The 23,311-nt window shown below is 67.4% G+C and carries 19 protein-coding genes; 8 read left to right on the forward strand and 11 right to left on the reverse strand.

Annotated elements, in window-relative coordinates; genetic code table 11:
• From U5A56_RS17775 to U5A56_RS17820, 10 genes are all read right to left on the reverse strand, one after another.
• Positions 1 to 708 (reverse strand): heme-copper oxidase subunit III family protein, encoded by a 708-nt coding sequence (locus tag U5A56_RS17775; protein WP_257774205.1) that lies wholly within the window; start codon positions 706 to 708, stop codon positions 1 to 3.
• The gene (locus tag U5A56_RS17780; RefSeq protein WP_321923708.1) at positions 705 to 1,319 is read right to left on the reverse strand and encodes a cytochrome c oxidase subunit 3; all 615 of its coding nucleotides are present in this window, start codon (positions 1,317 to 1,319) and stop codon (positions 705 to 707) included. Before U5A56_RS17780 ends, U5A56_RS17775 begins: the two co-directional genes overlap by 4 nt.
• Positions 1,316 to 3,076, reverse strand: coding sequence for a cytochrome c oxidase subunit I (gene ctaD / locus U5A56_RS17785; RefSeq protein WP_124570986.1), 1,761 nt, complete (start codon positions 3,074 to 3,076; stop codon positions 1,316 to 1,318). The genes U5A56_RS17780 and ctaD overlap by 4 nt, the downstream gene beginning before the upstream one ends.
• A gap of 13 nt (positions 3,077 to 3,089) precedes the next feature.
• Positions 3,090 to 4,244 carry a c-type cytochrome gene (locus tag U5A56_RS17790; RefSeq protein WP_321923710.1) on the reverse strand — a complete coding sequence of 385 codons (1,155 nt, stop codon included), beginning with the start codon at positions 4,242 to 4,244 and terminating at the stop codon, positions 3,090 to 3,092.
• 316 nt (positions 4,245 to 4,560) lie between these two features.
• The gene (locus U5A56_RS17795) at positions 4,561 to 5,073 is read right to left on the reverse strand and encodes a hypothetical protein (RefSeq protein ID WP_044846926.1); all 513 of its coding nucleotides are present in this window, start codon (positions 5,071 to 5,073) and stop codon (positions 4,561 to 4,563) included.
• 384 nt (positions 5,074 to 5,457) lie between these two features.
• A complete protein-coding gene (locus tag U5A56_RS17800) occupies positions 5,458 to 5,967 on the reverse strand; it encodes a hypothetical protein (RefSeq protein ID WP_044846925.1) in 510 nt (169 codons plus the stop codon).
• 395 nt (positions 5,968 to 6,362) lie between these two features.
• The gene (locus U5A56_RS17805) at positions 6,363 to 7,751 is read right to left on the reverse strand and encodes an MFS transporter (protein ID WP_321923889.1); all 1,389 of its coding nucleotides are present in this window, start codon (positions 7,749 to 7,751) and stop codon (positions 6,363 to 6,365) included.
• Between the two features lie 101 nt (positions 7,752 to 7,852).
• Positions 7,853 to 9,031 carry a CaiB/BaiF CoA-transferase family protein gene (locus U5A56_RS17810; RefSeq protein WP_321923712.1) on the reverse strand — a complete coding sequence of 393 codons (1,179 nt, stop codon included), beginning with the start codon at positions 9,029 to 9,031 and terminating at the stop codon, positions 7,853 to 7,855.
• 14 nt (positions 9,032 to 9,045) lie between these two features.
• Positions 9,046 to 10,203 (reverse strand): acyl-CoA dehydrogenase family protein, encoded by a 1,158-nt coding sequence (locus U5A56_RS17815; RefSeq protein ID WP_124529571.1) that lies wholly within the window; start codon positions 10,201 to 10,203, stop codon positions 9,046 to 9,048.
• Between the two features lie 31 nt (positions 10,204 to 10,234).
• Positions 10,235 to 11,098 (reverse strand): MaoC family dehydratase N-terminal domain-containing protein, encoded by an 864-nt coding sequence (locus U5A56_RS17820; protein WP_415749169.1) that lies wholly within the window; start codon positions 11,096 to 11,098, stop codon positions 10,235 to 10,237.
• Positions 11,099 to 11,226: 128 nt separating this feature from the next.
• Here U5A56_RS17820 and U5A56_RS17825 point away from each other — a divergent pair, with 128 nt between their 5' ends.
• Positions 11,227 to 12,177, forward strand: a complete 951-nt coding sequence (locus U5A56_RS17825) for a LysR substrate-binding domain-containing protein (protein WP_321821344.1) — start codon at positions 11,227 to 11,229, stop codon at positions 12,175 to 12,177.
• 18 nt (positions 12,178 to 12,195) lie between these two features.
• On the opposite strand, the gene U5A56_RS17830 is transcribed toward U5A56_RS17825, so the two are convergent.
• Positions 12,196 to 13,128, reverse strand: a complete 933-nt coding sequence (locus U5A56_RS17830; protein WP_044846919.1) for a LysR substrate-binding domain-containing protein — start codon at positions 13,126 to 13,128, stop codon at positions 12,196 to 12,198.
• A 96-nt stretch (positions 13,129 to 13,224) separates the two neighbouring features.
• On the opposite strand from U5A56_RS17830, the gene U5A56_RS17835 reads away from it, so the two are divergent.
• The 7 genes from U5A56_RS17835 to U5A56_RS17865 all read left to right on the forward strand — a co-directional run bounded on the left by U5A56_RS17835 (position 13,225) and on the right by U5A56_RS17865 (position 23,276).
• A complete protein-coding gene (locus tag U5A56_RS17835) occupies positions 13,225 to 13,761 on the forward strand; it encodes a phosphonopyruvate decarboxylase (RefSeq protein WP_321923715.1) in 537 nt (178 codons plus the stop codon).
• On the forward strand, positions 13,761 to 14,354 hold the full coding sequence (locus U5A56_RS17840; protein WP_044846917.1) for a thiamine pyrophosphate-dependent enzyme: 594 nt from the start codon (positions 13,761 to 13,763) through the stop codon (positions 14,352 to 14,354). The genes U5A56_RS17835 and U5A56_RS17840 overlap by 1 nt, the downstream gene beginning before the upstream one ends.
• A 137-nt stretch (positions 14,355 to 14,491) precedes the next feature.
• The gene (locus U5A56_RS17845; RefSeq protein ID WP_321821347.1) at positions 14,492 to 15,970 is read left to right on the forward strand and encodes an aldehyde dehydrogenase; all 1,479 of its coding nucleotides are present in this window, start codon (positions 14,492 to 14,494) and stop codon (positions 15,968 to 15,970) included.
• A 74-nt stretch (positions 15,971 to 16,044) separates the two neighbouring features.
• The gene (locus tag U5A56_RS17850; RefSeq protein WP_044846915.1) at positions 16,045 to 17,349 is read left to right on the forward strand and encodes an MFS family transporter; all 1,305 of its coding nucleotides are present in this window, start codon (positions 16,045 to 16,047) and stop codon (positions 17,347 to 17,349) included.
• Positions 17,350 to 17,874: 525 nt separating this feature from the next.
• Positions 17,875 to 18,837: a sigma-54 dependent transcriptional regulator gene (locus tag U5A56_RS17855; protein ID WP_321821348.1), complete on the forward strand. Its 963-nt coding sequence runs from the start codon at positions 17,875 to 17,877 to the stop codon at positions 18,835 to 18,837.
• A 161-nt stretch (positions 18,838 to 18,998) separates the two neighbouring features.
• A complete protein-coding gene (locus U5A56_RS17860; RefSeq protein WP_321923716.1) occupies positions 18,999 to 19,397 on the forward strand; it encodes a DUF3467 domain-containing protein in 399 nt (132 codons plus the stop codon).
• Between the two features lie 9 nt (positions 19,398 to 19,406).
• Positions 19,407 to 23,276: an N-acetylmuramoyl-L-alanine amidase gene (locus U5A56_RS17865; RefSeq protein ID WP_321923718.1), complete on the forward strand. Its 3,870-nt coding sequence runs from the start codon at positions 19,407 to 19,409 to the stop codon at positions 23,274 to 23,276.
• The last annotated feature ends 35 nt before the right edge of the window (positions 23,277 to 23,311 follow it).

Below are 23,311 nucleotides of genomic sequence, written 5' to 3' on the forward strand. Positions count from 1 at the left end.
TCACCACAAATAGAACAGCGCGAAGATGAACACCCACACCAGGTCGACGAAGTGCCAGTACAGGCCGGCGATCTCGACGATCTGGAAGTTGCCGTGCTCGGTGAACCCCGGCTGCAGGATCTTGCGTGCGATCAGCAGCAGGTAGATCACGCCGCAGGTCACGTGAAAGCCGTGGAACCCGGTGATCATGAAGAAGCATGCGCCGAACTGCGTGGCGCCCAGCGGGTTGCCCCACGGGCGGATGCCTTCATGGACGATCAGCTTGGTCCATTCGAAGGCCTGCATCGACACGAAGGTCACGCCGAGCAGCGCGGTCGCCAGCAACAACGCGGCGGCGCGCCGGGCATTGCGCCGATAGCCGAAATTCACGGCCATCGCCATGGTGCCGCTGCTGGTGATCAGCGTGAACGTCATGATCGCGATCAGCAGCAAGGGCACTTCGACGCCGGCCACGGTGAGCCCGAACACCTTGGACGGGTCGGGCCACGGCGCCGTGGTCGACATGCGCACCGACATGTAGCCGATCAGGAAGCTGCTGAACACGAAGGTGTCCGACAGCAGGAAGATCCACATCATCGCCTTGCCCCACGGCACCTTGAAGGCTTCGCGGTCGGCCGACCAGTCCGTGACGATGCCGCGCCAGCCGTCGGGCCCGGCGTCGGCGGGCGGGGAGGTGGCGGATTCGGGCGGGAGCGGGGGCGAGGTCATGGCGCGGCTCCATACAGCGGTCCGCAGATGGCGGCGACAACCGCGGGGGTGAGCCACCACATTGCCGCCAGCAGCACGAGCCAGACCGCCAGCAGGAAATGCCAGTAGAGCGCGCACAGCGAAATGGCGCGCTGAGCGCGGAACGGATCCGCACGCCGGCGCTGCGCGATCGTCACGGCCCAGGCCGCCAGCCCGCCCAGCACGTGCAGTCCATGCAGGCCGGTGAGCAGGTAGAGGAAGCTGTTGGAAGGATTGACGGTGACCGTCTGCCCGGCCGCCGACAGCATGCGCCAGGCGATCAGTTGCCCGATCACGAACACGGCGGCCAGCGCGCCGCCGGCCACCAGCCACGCCACGCGATGCCCGGTCAGCTGCCGGGCACGCTGCATGGCGACGCTGGCCAGCGCGAGCGCGCCGGTGTTCCACCACAGCAGCGCCGGATGCGGGATCGGCTGCCAGTCGGGCTCGCGCATGCGCATGCCGTAGGCGAGCAGCAACAATGAAAACAAGGCCGTCGCCACGGCCATGAACACGATCAGGCCGACGCGGCTCGCATTCGGCAGGACGGGCGGCGGCGTGTCGGGAACGAAGGGGCGCGGCAGCGTGGTCATTTGCGTGCCTCGCCGGGTTGAACCGTCGGGCGGGCCGGTTCCGGCTCCGGCGCGGTTGCAGGCGGCTGGTTTTGCGGGACGAAGTCTTCCGCTTGTCCCGGCGGGCTGTATTCGTACGCCCAACGGTAGACGACCGGCAGCGCGGCGCCCCAGTTGCCGTGCACCGGCGGCGTTTGCGGCGTCTGCCATTCCAGCGTGGTGGCCCGCCACGGATTGCCGTCGGCACGCTTGCCGCGTACGAGGCTCCACGCCAGGTTGTACAGGAACAGCAACTGTCCGACCCCCACGATCAGCGCGGCGACGGTGATGAACGTATTGAGCGTCTGCGCCGAATGCGGAATGAAGCTGTAGCCCTCGTACGCGTAATACCGCCGCGGCATGCCGAGGATGCCGAGATAGTGCATCGGGAAGTAGATCGCGTACGTGCCGAGGAAGGTGATCCAGAAGTGCGCGCGCCCGAGCCTGTCGTCGAGCATGCGGCCCGTCACCTTCGGATACCAGTGGTAGAGGCCGCCGAACACCACCAGGATCGGCGACACGGCCATCACCATATGGAAGTGCGCGACCACGAAGTACGTGTTCGACAGCGGAATGTCCACGCTCACGTTGCCGAGGTAGAGCCCGGTCAGCCCGCCCAGCACGAAGGTGCTGATGAAGCCGATGGCAAACAGCATCGGCACGGTCAGGTGGATATCGCCGCGCCACAGCGTCAGCACCCAGTTGTAGACCTTGAGGGCGGTCGGGATGGCGATGATGAGCGTGGTGGTGGCAAAGAAGAAACCGAAGTACGGATCCATGCCGGCGACGAACATGTGGTGCGCCCACACCACGAAGCTCAGTGCGCCGATGACGACGATGGCCCATACCATCATCCGGTAGCCGAAGATGCTCTTGCGCGCGTGGGTGCTGATGAGGTCCGACGCGATGCCGAAGGCCGGCAGTGCGACGATGTAGACCTCCGGATGCCCGAAGAACCAGAACAGGTGCTGGAACAGCAGCGGGCTGCCGCCGGCATGCTTGAGCGACTGCCCCATCGACACCACGGCCGGTATGAAGAAACTGGTGCCGAGCGTCCGGTCGAGCAGCATCATCACGGCCGACACGAACAGCGCCGGAAACGCCAGCAGCGCCATGATGGTCGCGATGAAGATCCCCCACACCGTGAGCGGCATGCGCATCAGCGTCATGCCGCGCGTGCGCGCCTGCAGCGTGGTGGTGACGTAGTTCAGGCCGCCCATGGTTGCCGCGACGATGAAGATCGCCAGCGACACGAGCATCAGCACGATGCCCCATTCGACGCCCGGCGTGCCGGGCAGGATGGCCTGCGGCGGATACAGCGTCCAGCCCGCGCCGGTCGGCCCGCCCGGCACGAAGAAGCTCGCCACCAGCACCAGCACGGCCAGCAGGTAGACCCAGTAGCTCAGCATGTTGAGAAACGGGAAAACCATGTCGCGCGCGCCCAGCATCAGCGGGATCAGGTAGTTGCCGAAGCCGCCGAGGAACAGCGCGGTCAGCAGGTAGATCACCATGATCATCCCGTGCATGGTGACGAACTGGTAGTAGTGGTTGGCGTCGATGAAGCTGAACTTGCCGGGAAAGCCGAGTTGCAACCGCATCAGGTCCGACAGGACGAGGCCGACCAGGCCGATGGCGATGGCCGTCAGCGCATACTGCACGGCGATGACCTTGTGGTCCTGGCTCCAGACGTAGCGCGTCCAGAAGCTTTTTGGGGCGTGGTCGAGGTGCGCGTAGGGCATTGCGTCTGCTCCGCTAGGGCTGGCGGTTGGCCGTGCTGCCGGCAGCCGGGCCGCCTTGCGATTCGATGTAGGTCACCAGCGCGGTCAGCTCCTGATCGCTCAGGTCGAAATGCGGCATGATGGGCGAATAGCCCTTCACGATGCGGGCCGTCGGATCGCGGATGAAGGCGCGCAGATAGGCGTCGTCCACCTTCGCGGTGCTGCCGTCGGCCATCGTTTCGGTCTTGCCGTACAGGCCCTTCCAGGTCGGACCCACGCGCGGGCTGCCGTCCACGGTATGGCAGGCGAGACAGCCCTTGGCCGCGGCGAGCGCCTTGCCCTGGTCGGCAAGCGCCTGGGCACTGCCGCCTGGCGTTGCCGCCGCGGCCTGAACCTTGGCCTGCTGCCGCTGCGCGAAGGTGGTCTGCTGCGCGAGCCAGCGCGAGAACGCTGCATCGTCTTCCACCACCACCACGCCGCGCATGCCCGCGTGCCCGATACCGCAAAGCTGCGCGCACAGGATGTCGTAACGGCCTGCCTTGGTCGGCGTGAACCAGAAGGTCGTCACCATGCCGGGCACCATGTTCATGCGCGCACGAAACGGCGGGACATAGAAGTCGTGCAGCACGTCGAGCGACCGTGTCAGGACCTGGATCGGCCGGTTCAGCGGCAGATGGACCTCGGGCGTCTCGATCAGGTAGTTGTCGCGGCCGTTGGGGTCGGCGGGGTTCAGGCCGAAGGGATTGTCGCTGCCGATATAGCGCACATCCGTCGTGCCCAGCTTGCCGCCGGGGCCGGCGAAGCGGAAGCGCCATTGCCATTGCCGGCCGAGCACCTCCATCTGCAGCACGTTGCGCGGCGGCCGGATGTAGTCCGCATAGACGAACAGACCGGGCGCCAGCAGCGCCGCCACGCCGACGGCGGTCAGGCCGATCAGCCACCATTCGAGCCGCCTGTTGTGCGGCTCGTAGGCCGCGCGATGCCCGCCGCGGTGGCGGTAGCGCATCAGCGCGATCGCGATGAACAGGTTGATGGCGATGAAGAACGCGCCGGTGATGACGAGCGTGATCGTCAGCATGTCGTCCATGCGCACCCAGTTCGACGCGATCGGCGTGATCCACCAGGGACTGGCAAAGTGAAACCCCACCGCCAACGCGATGATCACGATCAGGGCAATCGCAAGCACCATGGGCCGCCTCGCCGCGCGTCACTCGCCGGAGCCGCCAACCGGCGCTCCGGGCATCGTCGTGCCGCCTTGCCGAATTTCGTACGATTGTTTGCCGGCAATCCACCAGGACCGATTCGCCAGGCGGCGTCGGCGGCTCTAAAGAAAAAGGTAGTCTGCTGCCTTGCATCGTGCAAGGCAGCGCAAGAGGAAGGAGGGAAGCACCCCATACCCGCATCGCGCCACGGACGGCACCGCGTGCCGCGACGACAAGCAAAACGGCCGCCTCCGGCATGGCTTGTCGAGGCGGCCGTCTCGCGCGGCGCGAAGCAACGGCATGTCAGTGCATCGCGTTCTGCTTGCGCCGTTCGAGCATGCCGTAGACGACGGCGGTGACCACGCCGAACAGCAGGTTGGCCAGCAACGGTCCGGATCCCCGCTCCGAGATGAACCACGGGAACACGGCGGTCATCACGTAGAAGTTCCATACGTACGCGACGATCCCGAAAGCCAGCCCGATAACGGCCTCCATGCCGACGCTCGAATCGAAGCGGAACGGCGCCATGATCGCGGCGAGGATCATCCCCATGATGGCGCCGAGCACGTAGTGCAACAGCAGTGCCATTCCCACGATGCTGAAGCTGAACACCGACATCTGTTCGAGTGCGCCACGGCCCATCACCATCGCCGCGATCTTGTGAGTCGGCTGCCACGGACTTTCATCGAGCACCATGGTCGACCAGAAGAATTCGAGCACGATCACCAGGGCGCCCCCGGCAAGCCCGGCCACGGCCGCGGCGAGCCAGTCCGGCATGCGCCGTTGCCAATGGTGCGATTGAATGTGCAGTTCCATACGACCTCCTTGCTGACGGTTCGCGCGTCGAAAATACGTCGGCTATTCGATTCAGAATGGCAGATATGGGGGGCAACGCAAGGTGCAAAAACCCTGCGCGTCGCATGGCAGTACGGTGTTCTGTTCAGGATCGGCGTGCGGCGGGCGTCGGCGGCGCGACACGGGAACGGAGGCCGTGACGTTGCGCGGTCACGGGCATCTGACTGGATGCAACGCCAAAAGGGCAGGGGCCGTCACGGAATCGTCCTCGTGCCGGCGTGTCGGGGTAAATTAAGTACCCCGACAAATCTTATGAATGGAACAATGCCGATTTCACCCTTGCCTGCTGCCGACCCGCTCGATGCGGGGGCGGCCCCACGCGCCGTGCATGCCGGTTTCCTCGTGTCAGGGAAAAACCGGTGACGTAGGCTCGCCGCCCTCCAGGTCCGCCTTCGGAAAATGCTGGGCGATCATCTGCTCGATTTCCTGCTCTCGCAATGCCGGCACGTCGGCCATGATCAGAATCTGGCCTTCCTTGATCGCCTCCCGAAATCGCTCGAGTCGCGCGTTCGGTTCGGCGATGCCGATCATCCCGGCCGTCCACGCCCCGAAGCCCGCACCGGCCACCGTCAATGCGACGACGGCGCCCCCCGCGATCACGAGCTCGGCAGGCGGGTAGACGAGCGCGACGAGGCCGATGAGCGCGCCCGTTGCGCCGCCGAGCGCGACGCCGCGCTCGAGCGCGTGCACGACATCGCTGCTTTGCAGCAAGGACGCTTCGGGTAACTCTTCGAGCGTGACACTGTGATCCGCGAGGACATGGATATGGCGCCAGATGATGCGAGCGCGCAGCAAGTCATCCACGATCGCCTTCGCCATCTGCGTGTCGGGTACGAGGAAATAGAGGCGCCTCATGTCGGCCCCCTTTTTTCAGTCAGGAATAGCTTCTATTTTATGTCAGCATCGGCGGCGCGCTACGTGCGCGTATGTGCGGGTATGTGCGCGTATATGCGTCACAGGCACATGGACGGGGCGGACCTTCACGCGTCACGTCGAGCTTGAACCTTCCTGTCTGACGCGCGATTGGCGCGGCAGTGCAGTCGTTCAACTTGCGGGTGCGCTTGAAGAAGGGGCGAACGCGGACATCAGAGGAAATCCACGCGAAACCCTTGTTTGTCCGGGCCGTCGCACCGCCGCTCGCCGCTCGCCGCTCGCCGCTCGCCGCTCGCCGCTCGCCGCTCGCCGCTCGCCGCCGGCGCCGGCGCCCGGCAGCGAGCGCCGAATATTCGCCGCCGCCGGCCCGCCGGCAATCAGGCTTGCCTGACGCCGGAGTGGACTGCGGCGTCTTCCGCGTCGTGCGTCCCCGGCGCGACCTCCTCCAGCGCCTGCCCTCCGGTTTCGACGCGCAGCAGCCCGATCGCGACACACAGCACGCCGAGCGTCGCGCTGACCATCGCGATCACGCCCGATACGCCGAACGCCTGGTAAAGCGCCAGGGCCAGCGCAGGCGTGCCGATCGACGACATCCGTCCGCACATCCCCGCGACACCGGTGCCGCGCAGCCGCACTTCGGTCGGGAACAGTTCGGGAATGTAGCCGAACAGCCCGAGCGTCGTGATCGTGTAGATCGCGCTGACGAGACAGAAGCCGACCACGATGATCGCGGTGGTATCGCGCAGCGACACATACAGCCAGCCGAGCGCGATGCTGAGAATCGACGCGATCACGATGCCCTTGGCCCGCCCGATCCGATCCGCGATCAGATAGCCGATCAACCCGCCGACCGGCGAGCCGATCGACATCAGGAACACGAACCCGAGCGACTTGACGACGGACAATCCCTCCGTGACGAAGAACGTCGGCAGCCACGCAATGAAGCCGTAGAGCCCGACGTTTACACCGATCGCGGTCAACGCCGCGACGATCGTCCGGCCCCGCATCCCCTTCGAAAACAGCACGCCGAGCGGCACCTTGCCGACATGCAGGTCGACGGTGCGCCGCACGGGCGGCAGCGTGCCGACCTGCCGGCCGACCTCCTGCTCGATCGCGGCAAGCGTCGCCTCGGCCTCGTCGAGCCGCCCGACCGATTCGAGCCAGCGCGGCGACTCCGGCATCCGTTTGCGCATGAACCAGACGACCAGCGCGCCGACGCCCGCCAGCGCGAACATGTACCGCCAGCCGAGATAAGGAATGATCCAGTACCCTGCGGCGAGCGCCGCGAAGAGCCCGCTGTTGGTGATGATCGCGAGCAGCGACACCCACTTGCCGCGCGTCTCGGGCGGCACGAACTCGGCGAGCGTCCCGGCCGCGACGACCAGTTCCGCGCCCAGCCCGATTCCCATGATGAAACGCAGCACGATCAGCCACGCGATATCGGGCGCGAAACACGCGGCGATCGAAGCCAGCCCGAACACGGCCAGATTGAGCTGATACGAATAGCGCCGCCCGAGCCGATCGCCGACGTAACCCGCGACGAACGCCCCGATCATCATCCCGACGAACGTCGACGACACGAACATCGCGCCATGCCGCAGGTCGGTGAATCCCTCCTTGACCATCGCCGCGACCGAGCCGTTGGCGAGATAGATGTCGAACGCGTCGAGGAACGCGCCACCGGCGATCAGGCCGAGTATCTTCCAGTGGAACCTTGAAATCGGCAGCCGGTCGAGCCGGCCGGCGGCATTGACGGTGTTCGCCATGATGTCTCCAGTCATGTGGCGCTCTCGCGTCCGTGACCGGACGCGGAGACGCTTCGAAACGTAGGTGGGGGGCGCGCTTCGATCAGCGCGGCAAGGCCCGGTCAGACGGCACCGGATGCGTGCAACGTGTGAATCTGTTCGTCGGCATAGCCGAGCTCGCGCAGCACGGCATCGGTATGCTGGCCGAGCGCCGGCACCGGGTCCATGCGCGGATCGTCGTCCGGCGCGACGCCGGGCGGCAGCAGGGCAGGAATCTCGCCGGCGGGCGTGTCGACCCGCGTCCAGCGATGCCGCGCGGCGAGTTGCGCATGCGTCCAGACGCCGTGCATGTCGTTCATCCGCGCGTTCGCGATGCCAGCCTGCTCGAGCCGGTCGATCACGTCGGCGGACGTCAGCGTCGAGAATGCATCGACGATGATGGCCGCGAGTGCGTCGCGATTCGCGACGCGGCGGCTGTTCGACCCGAAGCGCTCGTCGGCCGCCAGCTCGGGCATGCCGATCACGGTCTCGCAAAAGCGCTTCCATTCGCGCTCGTTCTGCAGGCCCAGCATCACGGTGTTGCCGTCGCCGGCCCTGAACGGGCCGTACGGAAAGATCGTCGCGTGCGACGCGCCGGCCTGCCGCGGCGGCGACTGGCCGTCGATCGCGTAGTAGAGCGGATAGCTCATCCACTCGACCATGCTTTCGAGCATCGACACGTCGATGTGCCGGCCGCGCCCGGTGCGGCCGCGCTCGATCAGCGCGGCGAGGATGTTCGTATACGCATACATGCCGGCGGCGATATCGGCGATCGAGCAGCCGGCCTTGGCAGGCTCGCCGTTCGATCCGGTAATGCTCAGGAATCCGGATTCACTTTGAATCAGCAGGTCGTACGCCTTCTTGTCGCGGAACGGACCGTCGAGACCGTAGCCGGAAATGTCGCAGACGATCAGCCGCGGATAGCGCTCGCGCAGCGCATCGTAATCGAGCCCCAGCCGCTGGGTCGCGCCGGGCGCGAGGTTCTGCACGAACACGTCGGCATCCGCGAGCAGCTTGTGCACGACCTCGAGCGCCGCGGGCTGCTTGACGTCGAGCGTGAGGCTTTCCTTCGAGCGGTTGGTCCACACGAAGTGCGACGCGAGTCCCGACACGCGTTCGTCGTAGCCGCGCGCGAAATCGCCGACGCCCGGCCGTTCGACCTTGATCACGCGCGCGCCGAGATCGGCGAGCTGGCGCGTGCAGAACGGCGCGGCGATCGCATGCTCGAACGTGACGACCTTGATGCCTTCCAGTGGGCGCATGCTCGTCACTCCCGTCAGAACGAACGCGGCAGGCCGAGGATGTGCTCGGCGACGTACGACAGGATCAGGTTCGTCGAGATCGGCGCGACCTGGTACAGGCGCGTTTCGCGGAACTTGCGCTCGACGTCGTATTCGCATGCGAAGCCGAAGCCGCCGTGGAACTGCAGGCACGCGTTCGCGGCTTCCCACGACGCATCGGCCGCGAGCAGCTTCGCCATGTTCGCCTGCGCGCCGCACGGCTCGTGCGCGTCGAACCGGCGCGCGGCCTCGAAGCGCATCAGGCTCGCGGCCTCGACGTTGACGAACGAGCGGGCGATCGGAAACTGCACGCCCTGGTTCTGGCCGATCGGGCGGCCGAACACGACACGATCCTTCACGTACTGCGACACCTTGTCGACGAACCAGTAGCCGTCGCCGATGCATTCGGCCGCGATCAGCGTGCGCTCGGCGTTCAGTCCGTCGAGGATGTACTTGAAGCCGCGACCTTCCTCGCCGATCAGGTTCTCCGCGGGAATCTCGAGGTTGTCGAAGAACAGCTCGTTGGTCTCGTGGTTCACCATGTTCGGGATCGGGCGCACCGTCATCCCGTTGCCGATCGCGTGATGCAGGTCGACGATGAAGATCGACATTCCTTCCGACTTCTTCTGCACGTCCGACAGCGGCGTGGTGCGCGCGAGCAGGATCATCAGGTCGGAGTGCTGCACGCGCGAGATCCACACCTTCTGGCCGTTGATCACGTAGCGATCGCCCTTGCGTACCGCCGTCGTCTTGATCTTCGTTGTGTCGGTGCCGGTGGTCGGTTCGGTCACGCCCATCGACTGCAGGCGCAGCTCGCCGCTCGCGATCTTCGGCAGATAGCGTTGTTTCTGCTCGGCCGAGCCATGGCGCAGCAGCGTGCCCATGTTGTACATCTGGCCGTGACACGCGCCGGAGTTGCCGCCCGCGCGATTGATCTCCTCCATGATCACCGATGCCTCGGTCAGGCCGAGGCCCGAGCCGCCGTATTCCTGCGGAATCAGCGCGGCGAGCCAGCCGGCTTTCGTCAGCGCGTCGACGAACGCTTCGGGATAACCGCGTTCCTCGTCGATCTTGCGGAAATACTCGGCGGAAAATTCGCCGCACAGGTCGCGAACGGCTTCGCGAATGTCTTGGTACGCGTCGGTAGGATTCATGTTTCGTATCGGGGAATGCTTGGAATGGGCCCTATGCGAGGGTCGCGGTCGCGGTCGCGGACATGGTCAGCCAGCCGTCGTGATCTTTTGCCCAGAGCTCGACGGTCTTGCCGTCGTCGGCGAGACGGCCGCACACGCTGAAGGTGTTGCCGAGGAAGGTCGGCCGTACCGCGCGATACGCGTATTCGACGATCGTCGCGCCGGGCAGCGAGCGCGTCACCAGGTCGAGCAGCAGCGTCGAGATCAGCGGGCCGTGCACGACGAGGTCCGGATAGCCTTCGACGTCGCGCACGTAGGTGCGGTCGTAGTGAATGCGATGGCCGTTGAAGGTCAGTGCGGAATAGCGGAACAGCATGACTTCGTCCGGCGTGATGTCGCGCTGCCATTGCGCGGCGTCGGGCGCGGCCTTCGGCGGGGGCGTGGCGGCGCCGGGCGCGGCCGCGCCGCGATAGACGATGTCGTGTTCCTCGCGGATCGCGACTTCACCCGCGGATTCGATCACGTGCTCGACGGTCACGAAGCCGAGCGTGCCGGTGCGGCCTTCCTTGCGTTCGACGGACAGCACGCGCGACGTGCGCGTCGCGATCGCGCCGATCGTCAGCGGGCGTTCGAACGTCAGCCGGCCGCCGGCCCACATGCGCCGCGGCAGCCCGAGGTCCGGCAGGAAGCCGCCCTTGCGCGGATGGCCGTCCGGGCCGAGTTCGGCCTGCTGCGCGATCGACCAGAAATACAGCCAGTGCCAGGCGGGCAGCAACGCGTCGCCCACGGCGGGAACGACCGGATGGTCGAGCGTGGCCGCGAAGGCGACCGCACGTTCGGCGCTGATCAGGTCGGTCGCGACCTGTTGGACATCGTCGCTGGCATGCGACCGGGGAGAATTCACTGTCACCTCCATCGCCGGGCGGGCCGGCTGTTCTGACTTGGCATGAAGTGACTTTAGGTGAAGCCCAGGCGCGGCGGAAATACCGTTTGGATGTGCCGGTCATAGGGGTATCCTATGGCTTTCGCATCGAACGAACCGCCATGGACATCCGCCAGCTCCGTTACTTCGTCAGCATCGTGGAATACGGGAGCCTCGGGAAGGCGGCCGAAAAGCTGTTCGTCGCGCAGCCGTCGCTGAGCCAGCAGATCGCGAAGCTCGAGGGCGACATCGGCGTCACGCTGCTGGTGCGCAGCCCGCAGGGCGTGAAGCCGACCGCGGCCGGGCAGGCGCTGTACCGTCACGCGCGGCTCGTGCTCAGGCAGATGGAGCAACTGCGCCAGGAAGTGCGGGAAGGCGCGGGCAGCGAGTCGGGCACGGTCGCGGTGGGTTTCCCGACCACGATGACGTCGATCCTCGCGGTGCCGCTGTTCGAGCGCGTGAGGGCGCGTTATCCGGGCATCCGGCTGCAGTACATCGAGAGCATGAGCGGCTTCATCAACGAGCTGCTGGCGAACGGGCGGCTCGACCTCGCGATCCTGTTCCGCGAATCCAACACGACCGGCATCACCGCGATGCCGCTGTTCGACGAGGTGCTGTATCTGCTCGGCGAGCCGGGCGGCGCGGTGCCGTCGCGCGCGCGAACCTGCCCGCTCGCGTCGCTCGCCGGCGTGCCGCTCGTCGCGCCGGGCGTGCAGAACGGGCTGCGCCTGCTGCTCGAACGCACGTTCGCGCGCGAGGAGGTGCCGCTCAACATCATCGCGGATATCGACTCGCTGCCGACCATGATCTCGCTCGCGCAGTCGGGCCTCGCGTGCACGATCCTGCCGGCGTCCGCGCTGGCGTCGCGCGAGCCGTCCAGCCGGCCGAAGATGCGCCGGATCGTCGAGCCGGAGATCCGCCGGCCCGCGAGCCTGTGCTGGTCGAACACGTCTCCCGTCAATTCCGCCGCGCTTGCCGTGCGGCAGACGATCGTCGAACTGATCGGCGAACTGGCCGCAAGCGGCGCGTGGACGGGCATCACGCTGCGCGAGGGCGAATCCGCGCCGTCGTGACGGGCGACCTTCGCGGGTTCAGTCAGCGAGCCAGTGTGCGGACGGCCAGTCGCCGCGTTCGACCGCGGCGCGCATCTCGTCGACGAGCAGCGCGGTAACCGCCCGCACGGCCGCCGCGATCCGGCGTGTATTCGGCAACGCCAGCACGATCGTGCGCTGCAGCCCCGGATCGGACAGCGGCGCCGCGCGCAGCGCATCCCGCGCGATATCTTCCGTGACCGCGATGCTGGGCAGAATCGTGAAGCCGTGCCCGCGCGCGACGAGACTCTTCTGCACGCTCATCGCATTCGTTTCCGCAACGACGTCGAGCGTCGCGCCGGCGCCCGGGCGCGCCTGCTCCAGCATGTTGCGGATGCCGTGCGGCGCGCTCGGCAGGATCATCGGCCATGCGGCGATGTCCGCGAGCGCGAGCGGCCGGTCGGGCGCAAGGTCCGACGAGCGCGGCCCGACGACGCACAGGCTCTCGCCGAGCAGCGGCTGCACCTGGATGGTCGGCGTGGCTTTCGGGTTGTACAGCAGCGTCGCGTCGATTTCCCCGGCTTCGAGCCAGTCGCGCAAATGGCCGGCGTAGCCGACCGACACCCGCAGGCTGACCGACGGATGCCGCGCCTTCACGGCGGTCAGCAGCGGGCTGGCCAGCAGGTCGGCCGTGCTCGGCAGCAGGCCGATCGTCACGATGCCGGAGATCCGCGCGTCCGACGGCTGGATTTCCGCCCGCGCGCGGTCGAGCTCGAGCAGCGCGCGCCGCGCATGCTCGACCAGGATCTCGCCGGATTCCGTCAGTTCCATCCCGTATCGACCGCGCTCGAACAGCGCGATCCCGACGTCCTCCTCCAGCAGCTTCAACTGGCGTGACACGGCGGGCTGCACGATGTGCAGCACGTCGGCTGCCCGCGTGACGCTGCCGGTTTCCGCGACGGCCAGCAGCGCGCGCAATTGCTTGATGTCCATGCCGAATCGTGATCCTTGTATCAGGAAACTCTATTTCTGCGTGAGAGTAATCGCATTTTATGATTCCTGAAACAACTTCGTGAAGGAGCGCAACCGATGAGTACCGCAACGGGACATGAGCCGGCATGGCAGACGTCCATCTTTTCCGTTCTGAAGGGCGGCGGCGTGAAGCAGATCGCCTACGTGCCGGACGCCGGACATACGCAGGTGATCCGCAGCGCGATCGCGGACGATGAAATCGCAGCCATCGCGCTGACCACCGAGGAGGAAGGCGTGGCGCTGACGAGCGGTGCATGGCTCGGCGGCCAGCGCGCGGTGCTGCTAATGCAGAGCAGCGGCGTTGGCAATTGCGTGAACATGTTCTCGCTGTTACGCAGTTGCAATTTTCCGTTCTTCACGCTGGTGACGATGCGCGGCGAATACGCGGAATTCAATCCGTGGCAGGGTCCGATGGGCAAGACGACGCAGGCCGCGCTCGAACTGATGGGCATCACGGTGCTGCGCGCGGACCGCCCGGAGGACGTCGAGGAAATCGTCAGTGCGGGGTTCGACGCCGCCTTCGAAGCCGGCGAGCAGGTTGCCGTGCTGCTGTCGCAGAGCCTGATCGGTCGCAAGAAGTGGGAGCGGAAATAATGAGCGAGCAACAAAACCAGACCATCGAGCGCCGTGCGTTCGTCCGGAACCTGCTGGCCGGCGCGCCGGACGCGCTCGTCGTCAGCGGCCTCGGTTCGGCCTCGTATGACGTGTTCGCGGCGGGCGATCGCGTCGGCAATTTCTATCTGTGGGGCGCGATGGGCGGCGCGGCGGCGCTCGGTCTCGGCCTCGCGCTCGCGCAGCCGGAGAAGCCGGTCATCGTCGTGACCGGCGACGGCGAACAGCTGATGGGGATCGGCGCGCTCGGGACGATCGGCGCGAAGCAGCCGAACAACCTGACGATCGTCGTGCTCGATAACGGTCATTACGGCGAAACCGGCATGCAGCAGAGCCATTCGAGCCTCGGCACCGATCTCGTTGCGGTCGCGAAGGGCTTCGGGCTCGCCGATTCGTTCGCGGTACGCGACGCGCGCGACTACACGCAGATCGTCGAGCGCGTGAATGCGCGCAGCGGGCCGGTGTTTGCCCAGGTTCACATCCGCGCGGACGAGCCGCCGCGCGCGCTGCCGCCGCGCGACGGCGTGTACGTGAAGAACCGCTTCCGCGAAGCACTCGGTTACGCGCCGTTCTGAGTGCGCTTGACACGCCGTCGTTCGACGCAATCTCGTCGTTCCCGTCGAACGGCGGCGACCGCCGTGCCGGGACCGCTGCCGAATGCGTGCATCCGGTAGCGGTCCGGGCGATTCACACCGATTTCAGCGAGCCGGACATGCAACGCTACCTTCACTTGATCGACGGCGAACGGCGCGAGCCCGACAGCCGTCAATGGTTCAACACCGACAATCCGTTTACCGGCCAGCCGTGGGCCGAGCTGGCGCGCGGCAACGAGGCTGATGCGGATGTCGCAGTGCGCGCCGCGCATCGTGCGTTCGTCGCCGGCGCATGGCGCGAGATGTCCGCGACCGCGCGCGGCCAGCTGCTGTGCCGGCTCGCCGACCGCATCGCCGAGCACGCCGAGCGCCTCGCCGCGATCGAGGTGCGCGACAACGGCAAGCTGTACGCGGAGATGCGCGGTCAGCTCACGTATCTGCCGCAGTGGTATCGCTATTACGGCGGCCTCGCGGACAAGATCCAGGGCGACGTGATCCCGCTCGACAAGCCTGGCTACTTCAATTTCACGCGACGCGAGCCGCTCGGCGTGGTCGCGATCATCACGCCGTGGAATTCGCCGCTGATGCTGCTCGCGTGGAAGCTCGCGCCCGCGCTCGCGGCCGGCTGTACGGCGGTGATCAAGCCGTCCGAGTTCACGTCGGCGTCGACGCTCGAGTTCGTCGAGTTGCTGCACGAGGTCGGCTTTCCGCGCGGCGTGGTCAACGTCGTGACCGGCTTCGGCAACGAAGTCGGCAGTGCGCTGGTCGCGCATCCGCTGGTGCGCAAGGTGACGTTCACCGGCGCCGATTCGACCGGGCGCCGCATCAACGAGCAGGCCGCGCGCGACTTCAAGCACGTGAGCCTCGAACTCGGCGGCAAGTCGCCAAACATCGTGTTCGACGACGCGAATCTCGACGATGCGGTGAACGGCGCGGTATCGGGCATCTTCGCCGCGACCGGCCAGACCTGCATCGCGGGCTCGCGGCTGCTCGTGCAAGCGCGAGTCCACGACGAGGTCGTCGAACGCGTGGTCGCGCTCGCACGCACCGCGCGGATGGGCGACCCGATGGATGCGGGCACGCAGGTCGGCCCCGTCACGACGCGGGCGCAATACGACAAGGTGCTGAGCTACATCGACATTGCACGCAACGAAGGTGCGCAGCTTGCGCTCGGCGGCCACGCGGCGGCGCGTGTCGAATGCGGCAACGGCTGGTTCGTCGAGCCGACGATCTTCACCGGCGTGCGCAACGACATGCGCATCGCGCAGGAAGAGGTATTCGGGCCGGTGCTGTCGGTGATCCGCTTCGATACGGAAGAGGAGGCCGTCGCGCTCGCGAACGACGTGCGCTTCGGGCTCGGCGCGGGCGTGTGGACGCGCGACATCGGCCGCGCGTTCCGGATGGCCGAGCGCATCGAGTCGGGCACCGTGTGGGTGAACACGTATCGCGCGGTGAGCTTCATGTCGCCGTTCGGCGGTTACAAGGATTCGGGGCTCGGACGTGAGAACGGCATCGGCGCGATCGACGAATACCTGCAGACGAAGTGCGTGTGGATCAACACGGGCGCGCCGACGGGGAATCCGTTCGTGATGCGCTAGCAGCGGTACGCAAATCCTCCCGACGCGGCATCAGACCGGACCGCGGGACAACATGGATCTGGAGACACCAAGCAATGGAAACCAATACCCTGCGGCCGAACGCGGTCGGCGCGCCGGCGGATTCCCGGCGACGCATTCGGGCGATCGTCGGCGCTTCGTCGGGCAACCTGGTCGAGTGGTTCGATTTCTTCGTCTATTCGTTCTGCTCGTTGTACTTTGCGCATGCGTTCTTTCCTGCCGGTGACAGGACGACGCAGCTGCTCAATGTGGCCGGCGTGTTCGCGACCGGCTTTCTGATGCGCCCGGTCGGCGGCTGGCTGTTCGGGCGCATCGGCGATCGCCATGGCCGCAAGCGGGCGATGGTCCTGTCGGTGCTGATGATGTGCGGCGGGTCGCTGGCGATCGCCGTGCTGCCGACGTACGCGCAAGTCGGCGCGCTCGCTCCGGCGCTGCTGCTCGCCGCGCGTTGCATGCAGGGGCTATCGGTCGGCGGGGAATATGGCACCAGCGCGACCTACATGAGCGAGATCGCCGAGCCGGGACGGCGCGGCTTTTTCGCGTCGTTCCAGTACGTGACCGTGATCGGCGGGCAGGTGCTCGCCCTGGTCGTGGTAGTCGCGCTTCAGCAGTGGCTTTCGCACGATCAGCTGATCGCATGGGGTTGGCGCATTCCGTTTGCGCTGGGTGCACTCGGCGCGGTTGTCGCGATGAGGTTGCGTCGTTCGCTCGACGAGACCACGACCGCGCATGCGCGCAACCGGGCCGATGCGGGCACGCTGAAAGGACTGCGCGGGCACGGCCGGGCCGTGGTAACGGTACTGGGTTTCACTGCCGGTGGCTCGCTGGTGTTCTACACGTTTACGACTTACATGCAGAAGTACCTCGTCAACACCGTCGGAATGCAGGCGAAGACCGCGAGTGCAATCATGACCGCCGCGCTCGTCGTGTTCATGGTGATGCAGCCGGCGTTCGGCGCGCTGTCCGACCGGATCGGGCGCCGGGCGTCGATGCTGATGTTCGGCGTCGGTGCAACGGTCGGCACGGTTCCGGTGATGGTGGCGCTGAAGTCCGTCCACGATCCACTGTGGGCTTTCGTCCTGATTCTCGCCGCGCTGGCGGTCGTGAGCCTGTACACCTCGATCAGCGGTCTCGTGAAAGCCGAGATGTTTCCGGCGGAAGTGCGGACGCTCGGTGTCGGGTTGCCTTACGCGATTGCCAATGCGGCATTCGGCGGGTCGGCGGAGTATGCGGCGCTTTCGTTGAAGGCAGCCGGTATCGAATCCGCATTCTTTTGGTACGTGAGTGCACTGGGGGCGATTGCCGCGCTCGCGTCGTTCCGGATGCGGGACTCGGCGACCGACGGCTATCTGCGCGATTGACGATGGCAGCGTGCGCGAATGCGTCAGCGAGGCGGCAGGCTGCGGGTTCGAGTTTCGACGCTCGGGCAGTTCATGCCGATCGAGCGGCACGGAAACCCGACGCGGCTCGCCGTCTCCGCGCGCATCAGACACGTGCGCCACATCCTCACCGCAACCGACGTACGCGACTGGCGAAGTCACCGATCCCGCTTCGTGAACGACACGCATTCTCCGAATTCCGCGACGGGCTTTCCGTTCGTCATCCCGATTGCGGATGAATTGATGAAAATGCGTGAAATGACATATTTGTTATTGCGTAGTCGGCAGGTTGTACGAATCTCCATATTGAAACTACACTGGTTATCGGCCGGCGCCGTGACACGCGGCTCTCCATTCAACACGCATCACAGTACTAATTAAACGCGTGCCAACAATCGCCATCGAGGATGGTTGTCTTGTTCCTCAACATCCAGCGGGGGGGAAGTGGCGATGAACATCGGGGCTGCGCATCATCCGTCAACGGTTCGCTAGCCGGGCGGCGCGCGCATGAGCACGACCGGAGGCATTCACGCGACGTCACTCGGGCTGCACGGCTCGAGCCCGGCGATGACCGACCTGCGCCGCTATCTGGCGAAGGTCGCGCGCACCGATACGACGGTGCTCGTGACCGGCGAAACCGGCACCGGCAAGGAGCGCGTCGCCAGCGCCGTCCATCGGCTCAGCACCCGGACCGACAAGCCGTTCATCGCGGTGAACTGCGCCGCCGTGCCCGACAGCCTGTTTGAATCCGAGATGTTCGGCCACGAGCGCGGCGCGTTCACCAGCGCCCAGCACGCGTTTCCCGGCCGCTTCGTCGAGGCCGACGGCGGCACGCTGTTCCTCGACGAAGTCAGCGAGATGCCGCTCGCCGTCCAGGCGAAGCTGCTGCGCCTGCTCGAGGATCGCACGGTGATGCCGGTCGGCTCGCTGCGCCGGCGCCCGGTCGACGTCCGGATCGTGGCGGCGAGCAACGAACGCCTGGAGGACCTGGTCGCGGAACGCCGTTTCCGTGCCGACCTGTTCTATCGCCTGAACGTCGCGCGCATCGAGATACCGCCGCTGCGCGAACGGCCGGAGGACATCGCGCCGATCGTCGATCACTTCGTCGCCGAACACAACCTGCAGCGGGCGATGCGGGTGGGGCGGCCCGATCCCGCCCTGCTCGAGTGCATGCGGCATTACCGGTGGCCGGGCAACGTGCGCGAGTTGCGCAACCTGGTCGAGGCACTGTTCATCGATGCGCCGGAAGGGCGCCCGTTCGGGCTGGGCGACCTGCCGCCGGCGTTTCGCCGGCTGTTCCTGCAGGACTTTTCCGCCGGTGAACATGAGCGCGAGCGGCTGGTCTCGGTCCTGCGCCAGACCAACTGGAACAAGATGGAAGCAGCGCGCCAGATGAACTGGTCGCGCATGACGCTGTACCGCAAGCTGGCCAAGTACAACCTGGACGCCGGCAACACTGCATCGGTGTGACAGCCGGGCTGTCACATGGTACAGCCCGGCAGCGTTCCCGAATCCCGCACCGGCCGGGAAATTCCACGGCAAATCATGCGCTTGCGCCGGCGCACCCGCGTTGGCCCGCTCCTTGCGAAGCAGAACGGACAGACCGCCCGTCGCCATGCAAGGAGGCCGTCGTGCACGTCATCGAGCCAAGCCAGGACGCCCCGCCGGAGCCGGCCCAGCCGGCCGGCCAGCCACGGCCGCTGCTCGCCAGTTATGCGAACTATTTCGAGGTCGGGCACAACGCGTTCGAGTTCCTGATCGATGCCGGGCAGGTCGAGCCGCAGTCCGGCAACGTCCAGTTGATGAGTCGCGTCGCGATCAGCCCGGTGCACGCGAAGCTGCTCGCGCAACTGCTGGCGCGCGCGATCGCCCAGTTCGAAGCGACACACCACGAAATCCCCGACATCGGCGACCCGGAACCGGATCTGGAGATGCTTCCCCCGCAGGAATTCGAACGGCGCGCGATCGATGCGCGCAGCAAGCCGATGCTCGGCGGCCGTCGCGACGAGCCCGATCAAAACCAGAGCTGAGGACACGACATGGCAGCGCAACTCCATCCCAACCGCATGGTCCTGACCGACCGTTTCCCGATGCTGGGCTTCACGATTCGCGTCGGCCACGCGCCGTGCGTCGCGGAACTGGTGATCGCCACCGATCCCGCGCTGTTCACGCGCAAGGACGGGCGCACGTCGTCGACGTTCTATACCAGCCGCGAGGACGGCCTGCTGGCGATCCCGCGCGGCGAAGCGGTGTTCATGGTGCCGCCTGCCGTGCTGGCGCGCTTCGCGGGCGCGAGCCGGCTGTGGTTCGGCCTCGCCACCGCGGCGTCGCCCGCTGCCGATGCGTGGACCGTCGACGTCCTGCCGAATGCCGACAGTCCGTACGTGTCGCTGTCGGGGCTCAGCGACCGGGGATTGCGCCGGGTTCGCGTGTTTCCGACGCGCGGCACCGCCGCCGTCAGGAGTCCGCTGTTGAACTGGGCGGGCGACGCCACGCGGCCGGGCGCGACCGCCGTGCCGGCGCCGGCCGCACCGGGCGCGCCGGGCGCCGCCCCCGCCGCGCCGCAGCCGGCCGTCGAGGGCGCTGCGCCGCACCACGACGTCCATTACGACGACGGCTTCGGCCCGCTTCCGCCGCTCAATGCCGCAACGCCGGGCGCCGCGACGCCCGCCGCGCCGGCGTCGGCATCGGCCGCGCGACCGGCACCCGCCGTCGCATCGGCACCCGCCGTCGCACCGGCACCCGCCATCGCATCGGCACCCGCCGTCGCACCGGCACCCGCCATCGCACCGGCACCCGTGTCGCAGGGGATGAGCGACGATGCCGGGTTCCGCCTCGCGGGCGAACGCCGCGGCTTCACCTGGCCGCGGCCGCGCAAGCTCTCGACCGTCGAGCGGGCCGCGCTGCGCGCGATACTGAGCGCGAATCCGGCCACCGCGTCGCTGATGCTGCTGCTGCCGGTCGCGATGCGCAACGGCCTGTCGGTCTCGATCGGCGCGGGTGCGGGCGCCGGGCTGGAATCCGGGGGCGCGGGCGCGGTCGGCCTCATCTTCGACGCCAATGGCGACGACATCGGCGTCTTCGTGTCGGGCGAGCTCGACTTCGGCTACATCGTGTCGGCGAGCCTCACCGGCCAGATCAGCCTGCTGCGCGGCCATATCGACGATTTCGCGGGCACCGGCACGACGGTCGGCGTGATGGTCGGCGAAGCCCCGGCCGGCGGCATCTCGGCGCTGTTCAACGCCCGCGGCGAATTCGTCGGCGTCACGCTGTCGGCCGGCGTCAGCGTCGGCAGCCCGGTGAGCGTCTTCGTCGGCGTCTCGCGCGCCGCGGCGGGCACGATCGCCACCTCGTCGTCGTCGCTCGCGTGGGCGCGCGGCCTGAGCGCCGACCCGGAGGCCTACGGCATCGATACGCCGCCGTACAGCGACGACGATGCGGCGGCCGCCGAGCCGTCCGCGACGGCCAGTGCGCTGGCGCTGGGCGCGCGCGAGAACAGTCTCGTCACGCGCACCGCGGCCAGCCCGAATTTCGACGAGGGGCGCGGCAGCAAGACGATCGACCGCATCATCATCCACATCGCCGACGTCCCCACCGTCCAGCAGGTGGTGAATACCTTCACCAATGCGTCGTCGAAGGTGAGTTCGCATTACCTGGTCGGGCAGGAGGGCGAAGTTGTCCAGTTCGTCTCCGAGGCCGACACGGCGTGGCACTGCAAGGGCTCGAACCAGCGCAGCATCGGCATCGAACACATCGCGGTGAAGCGCGGCGGCGCCGACTACCCGCGTCGCAACGGCACGGTCCAGCATTTCGATGCGCTGGCGCCGACCCAGCTCCAGTACGAAACCTCGGCGGCGCTGGTCGCGTCGCTGTGCGACAAGTATCAGCTGCCGGTCAATCGCACGACGATCATGGGCCATCGCGAGGCCGACACCTCGACCGGCCATACCGCGTGCCCCGACGGCAACTGGGACTGGGACTACTTCATGCGGCTGGTCACCAGCCGCACCTGCCAGCCGCAGTCGGCCGGCCAGGCGCTGGGCCTCGCCGCGCGCGGCCTCGGCGACGACATTCCGCTCGATCCCGGCGTCGGCGGCCTGTCGATCGGCACCGACGCGCTGGAGATCGGCGACATCATTCTCAGCACCACCGGCAATCCGGGCTCCGGCGTCATTCGTGCCGGCTCGGGTGCGGAGGTCAGCCACGCGATGCTCTACGTCGGCCAGGGCGGGCAGGTGATCGAGGCGATTCCCGGCGGGGTCCAGTTGCGCCCGCTCGCGGACGCGCTGGCCGACGCGCGCCTCGCGGTCGCGTTCCGGGTGCCGGGCCTGACCGATACGCAGCGGCAGCAGGTTGCCGATGCCGCCGCGCGCTACCTCGATCGCGGTTTCAACTACGTCGGGCTGGTCCGCTGCGGCAGCTACCTGATCGACCGCCACGCGTGCGACCTGCTGTCGGGCGACGCGGCGGAGCGCTGCCGCCGCTTCGTCGGCCGCATCGAGCTCGGCGAAGGCGCCGACACCGACAACTTCTTCTGCTCGCAGCTGGTCGCCCAGTCGTTCCAGGACGCGGGCAGGCCGATCGTCAGCGTGCCGCCGCACTGGGTGCCGCCGGGCGATCTCGCCAGCCTGTCGACCGGCACGATGGCCCCCGGAACGCTCGCGTATGTCGGCCATCTGAAGGCGCCGATCCCGAGCCGCGGCTTCTTCGGCACGAGCCAGGCGCTGTCGGTCGCCGCGGGCGCCGCGCGCGCGCTGGGCGCCGACGACTGGTCGGTGAACTGGGACGAGGTGCAACTGACCCCGCAGCCCACCGACATGGGCTGCTGGGCGACGGCCGCGTCGATGGTGATCGGCTGGCGCGACAACCAGAGCGTCGACCCGACGCTGCTCGCGCGCTGCATCAGCCTCGAGCGCCAGATGCGCGATGGCCTGGCGCCGGCCGAGGTGGCGGGGTTCGCCGGGGTGTCGACGCTCACGGTCGAACCCAATGCGTGCTTCGCGCCCGAAGGCTTTCGGCGGCTGCTGGAAGCGAACGGGCCGATCTGGGTCGCCGAAGTCGTGCGCGCGCCGGTCAACTTCTTCCATGCGGTGGTGGTGACGGGCATGTATCGCAGCGGCGACGCGTATTTCGTGCGGATCACCGATCCGCTGGACCGCGTGGTCGGCACGCCGGGTCATCCCGGCGCACGGACCCTGCCGCCGACCCACTCGACCGGCAGCCGCTACATCATGACCTACGAGGATTTCGTGTCGGAATACGAGGCGGCGGCCGGCATCGGCGTGATCCAGCTGATGCATTCGGGCGGCACGTTCGGCCACACGATCAATCGCGGCAGCGCGGCGGGCGCGGGCTACGCGCTCGGCGTCGAGCCGCCGGCAGCGGGCGGCGAGTTCGGCTTCGGCGTGAGCCTGACCCGGCGCACCGAGAGCCGCGACGGGCGCAGCTACGATCTCGCGCAGCTCGCCGGGCTGGTCCAGCCCGCCAATGCGCTGGCGGGCGGCGCCGGGCAGCCGCGCATGGCCGGCCAGCGCATCACCCTCGACGACTGGCCGTACATCGAAGGGCCGAGCGGCCGCACGTCGGCGCCGGTGTCGATCGACTGGGCGTGGCAGGGCGGCGCGGTCGGCGACGTGACGATTGCCGCGGACCACGGCCAGATGCTCGACGGCTGGAGCGCGTTCGTGCGCGCGGATATCGGCCACGGTTCCGGCACCGCCGAACGGGCGAGCGTCAAGCTGCGCATCGCCACCACGTTCCGGCATGCCGGCGAGGAGGACCAGGTTGGCGTGACGGAGGTGACGCTGAACGGCGACGGCCGCTTCCAGATCGTGCACGGCGCCGACGGCGCGCCGCCGCTTCCGGCCAGCGGCACGCAGCCGGCGCCGCGCGAACTGCAACCCGCCTGACCCCGAGGGACACGCGCGATGGCCCGCCACATTCC

It is taken from the genome of Burkholderia sp. BCC1998, from assembly GCF_905339875.1.
Classification (GTDB): domain Bacteria; phylum Pseudomonadota; class Gammaproteobacteria; order Burkholderiales; family Burkholderiaceae; genus Burkholderia.

Coding starts and splice junctions, on each gene's coding strand:
- U5A56_RS17775 (WP_257774205.1), bottom strand. CDS start 708: ATGACCTCGCCCCCGCTCCCGCCCGAATCCGCCACCTCCCCGCCCGCC.
- U5A56_RS17780 (WP_321923708.1), bottom strand. CDS start 1,319: ATGACCACGCTGCCGCGCCCCTTCGTTCCCGACACGCCGCCGCCCGTC.
- ctaD (WP_124570986.1), bottom strand. CDS start 3,076: ATGCCCTACGCGCACCTCGACCACGCCCCAAAAAGCTTCTGGACGCGC.
- U5A56_RS17790 (WP_321923710.1), bottom strand. CDS start 4,244: ATGGTGCTTGCGATTGCCCTGATCGTGATCATCGCGTTGGCGGTGGGG.
- U5A56_RS17795 (WP_044846926.1), bottom strand. CDS start 5,073: ATGGAACTGCACATTCAATCGCACCATTGGCAACGGCGCATGCCGGAC.
- U5A56_RS17800 (WP_044846925.1), bottom strand. CDS start 5,967: ATGAGGCGCCTCTATTTCCTCGTACCCGACACGCAGATGGCGAAGGCG.
- U5A56_RS17805 (WP_321923889.1), bottom strand. CDS start 7,751: ATGGCGAACACCGTCAATGCCGCCGGCCGGCTCGACCGGCTGCCGATT.
- U5A56_RS17810 (WP_321923712.1), bottom strand. CDS start 9,031: ATGCGCCCACTGGAAGGCATCAAGGTCGTCACGTTCGAGCATGCGATC.
- U5A56_RS17815 (WP_124529571.1), bottom strand. CDS start 10,203: ATGAATCCTACCGACGCGTACCAAGACATTCGCGAAGCCGTTCGCGAC.
- U5A56_RS17820 (WP_415749169.1), bottom strand. CDS start 11,098: ATGGAGGTGACAGTGAATTCTCCCCGGTCGCATGCCAGCGACGATGTC.
- U5A56_RS17825 (WP_321821344.1), top strand. CDS start 11,227: ATGGACATCCGCCAGCTCCGTTACTTCGTCAGCATCGTGGAATACGGG.
- U5A56_RS17830 (WP_044846919.1), bottom strand. CDS start 13,128: ATGGACATCAAGCAATTGCGCGCGCTGCTGGCCGTCGCGGAAACCGGC.
- U5A56_RS17835 (WP_321923715.1), top strand. CDS start 13,225: ATGAGTACCGCAACGGGACATGAGCCGGCATGGCAGACGTCCATCTTT.
- U5A56_RS17840 (WP_044846917.1), top strand. CDS start 13,761: ATGAGCGAGCAACAAAACCAGACCATCGAGCGCCGTGCGTTCGTCCGG.
- U5A56_RS17845 (WP_321821347.1), top strand. CDS start 14,492: ATGCAACGCTACCTTCACTTGATCGACGGCGAACGGCGCGAGCCCGAC.
- U5A56_RS17850 (WP_044846915.1), top strand. CDS start 16,045: ATGGAAACCAATACCCTGCGGCCGAACGCGGTCGGCGCGCCGGCGGAT.
- U5A56_RS17855 (WP_321821348.1), top strand. CDS start 17,875: ATGAGCACGACCGGAGGCATTCACGCGACGTCACTCGGGCTGCACGGC.
- U5A56_RS17865 (WP_321923718.1), top strand. CDS start 19,407: ATGGCAGCGCAACTCCATCCCAACCGCATGGTCCTGACCGACCGTTTC.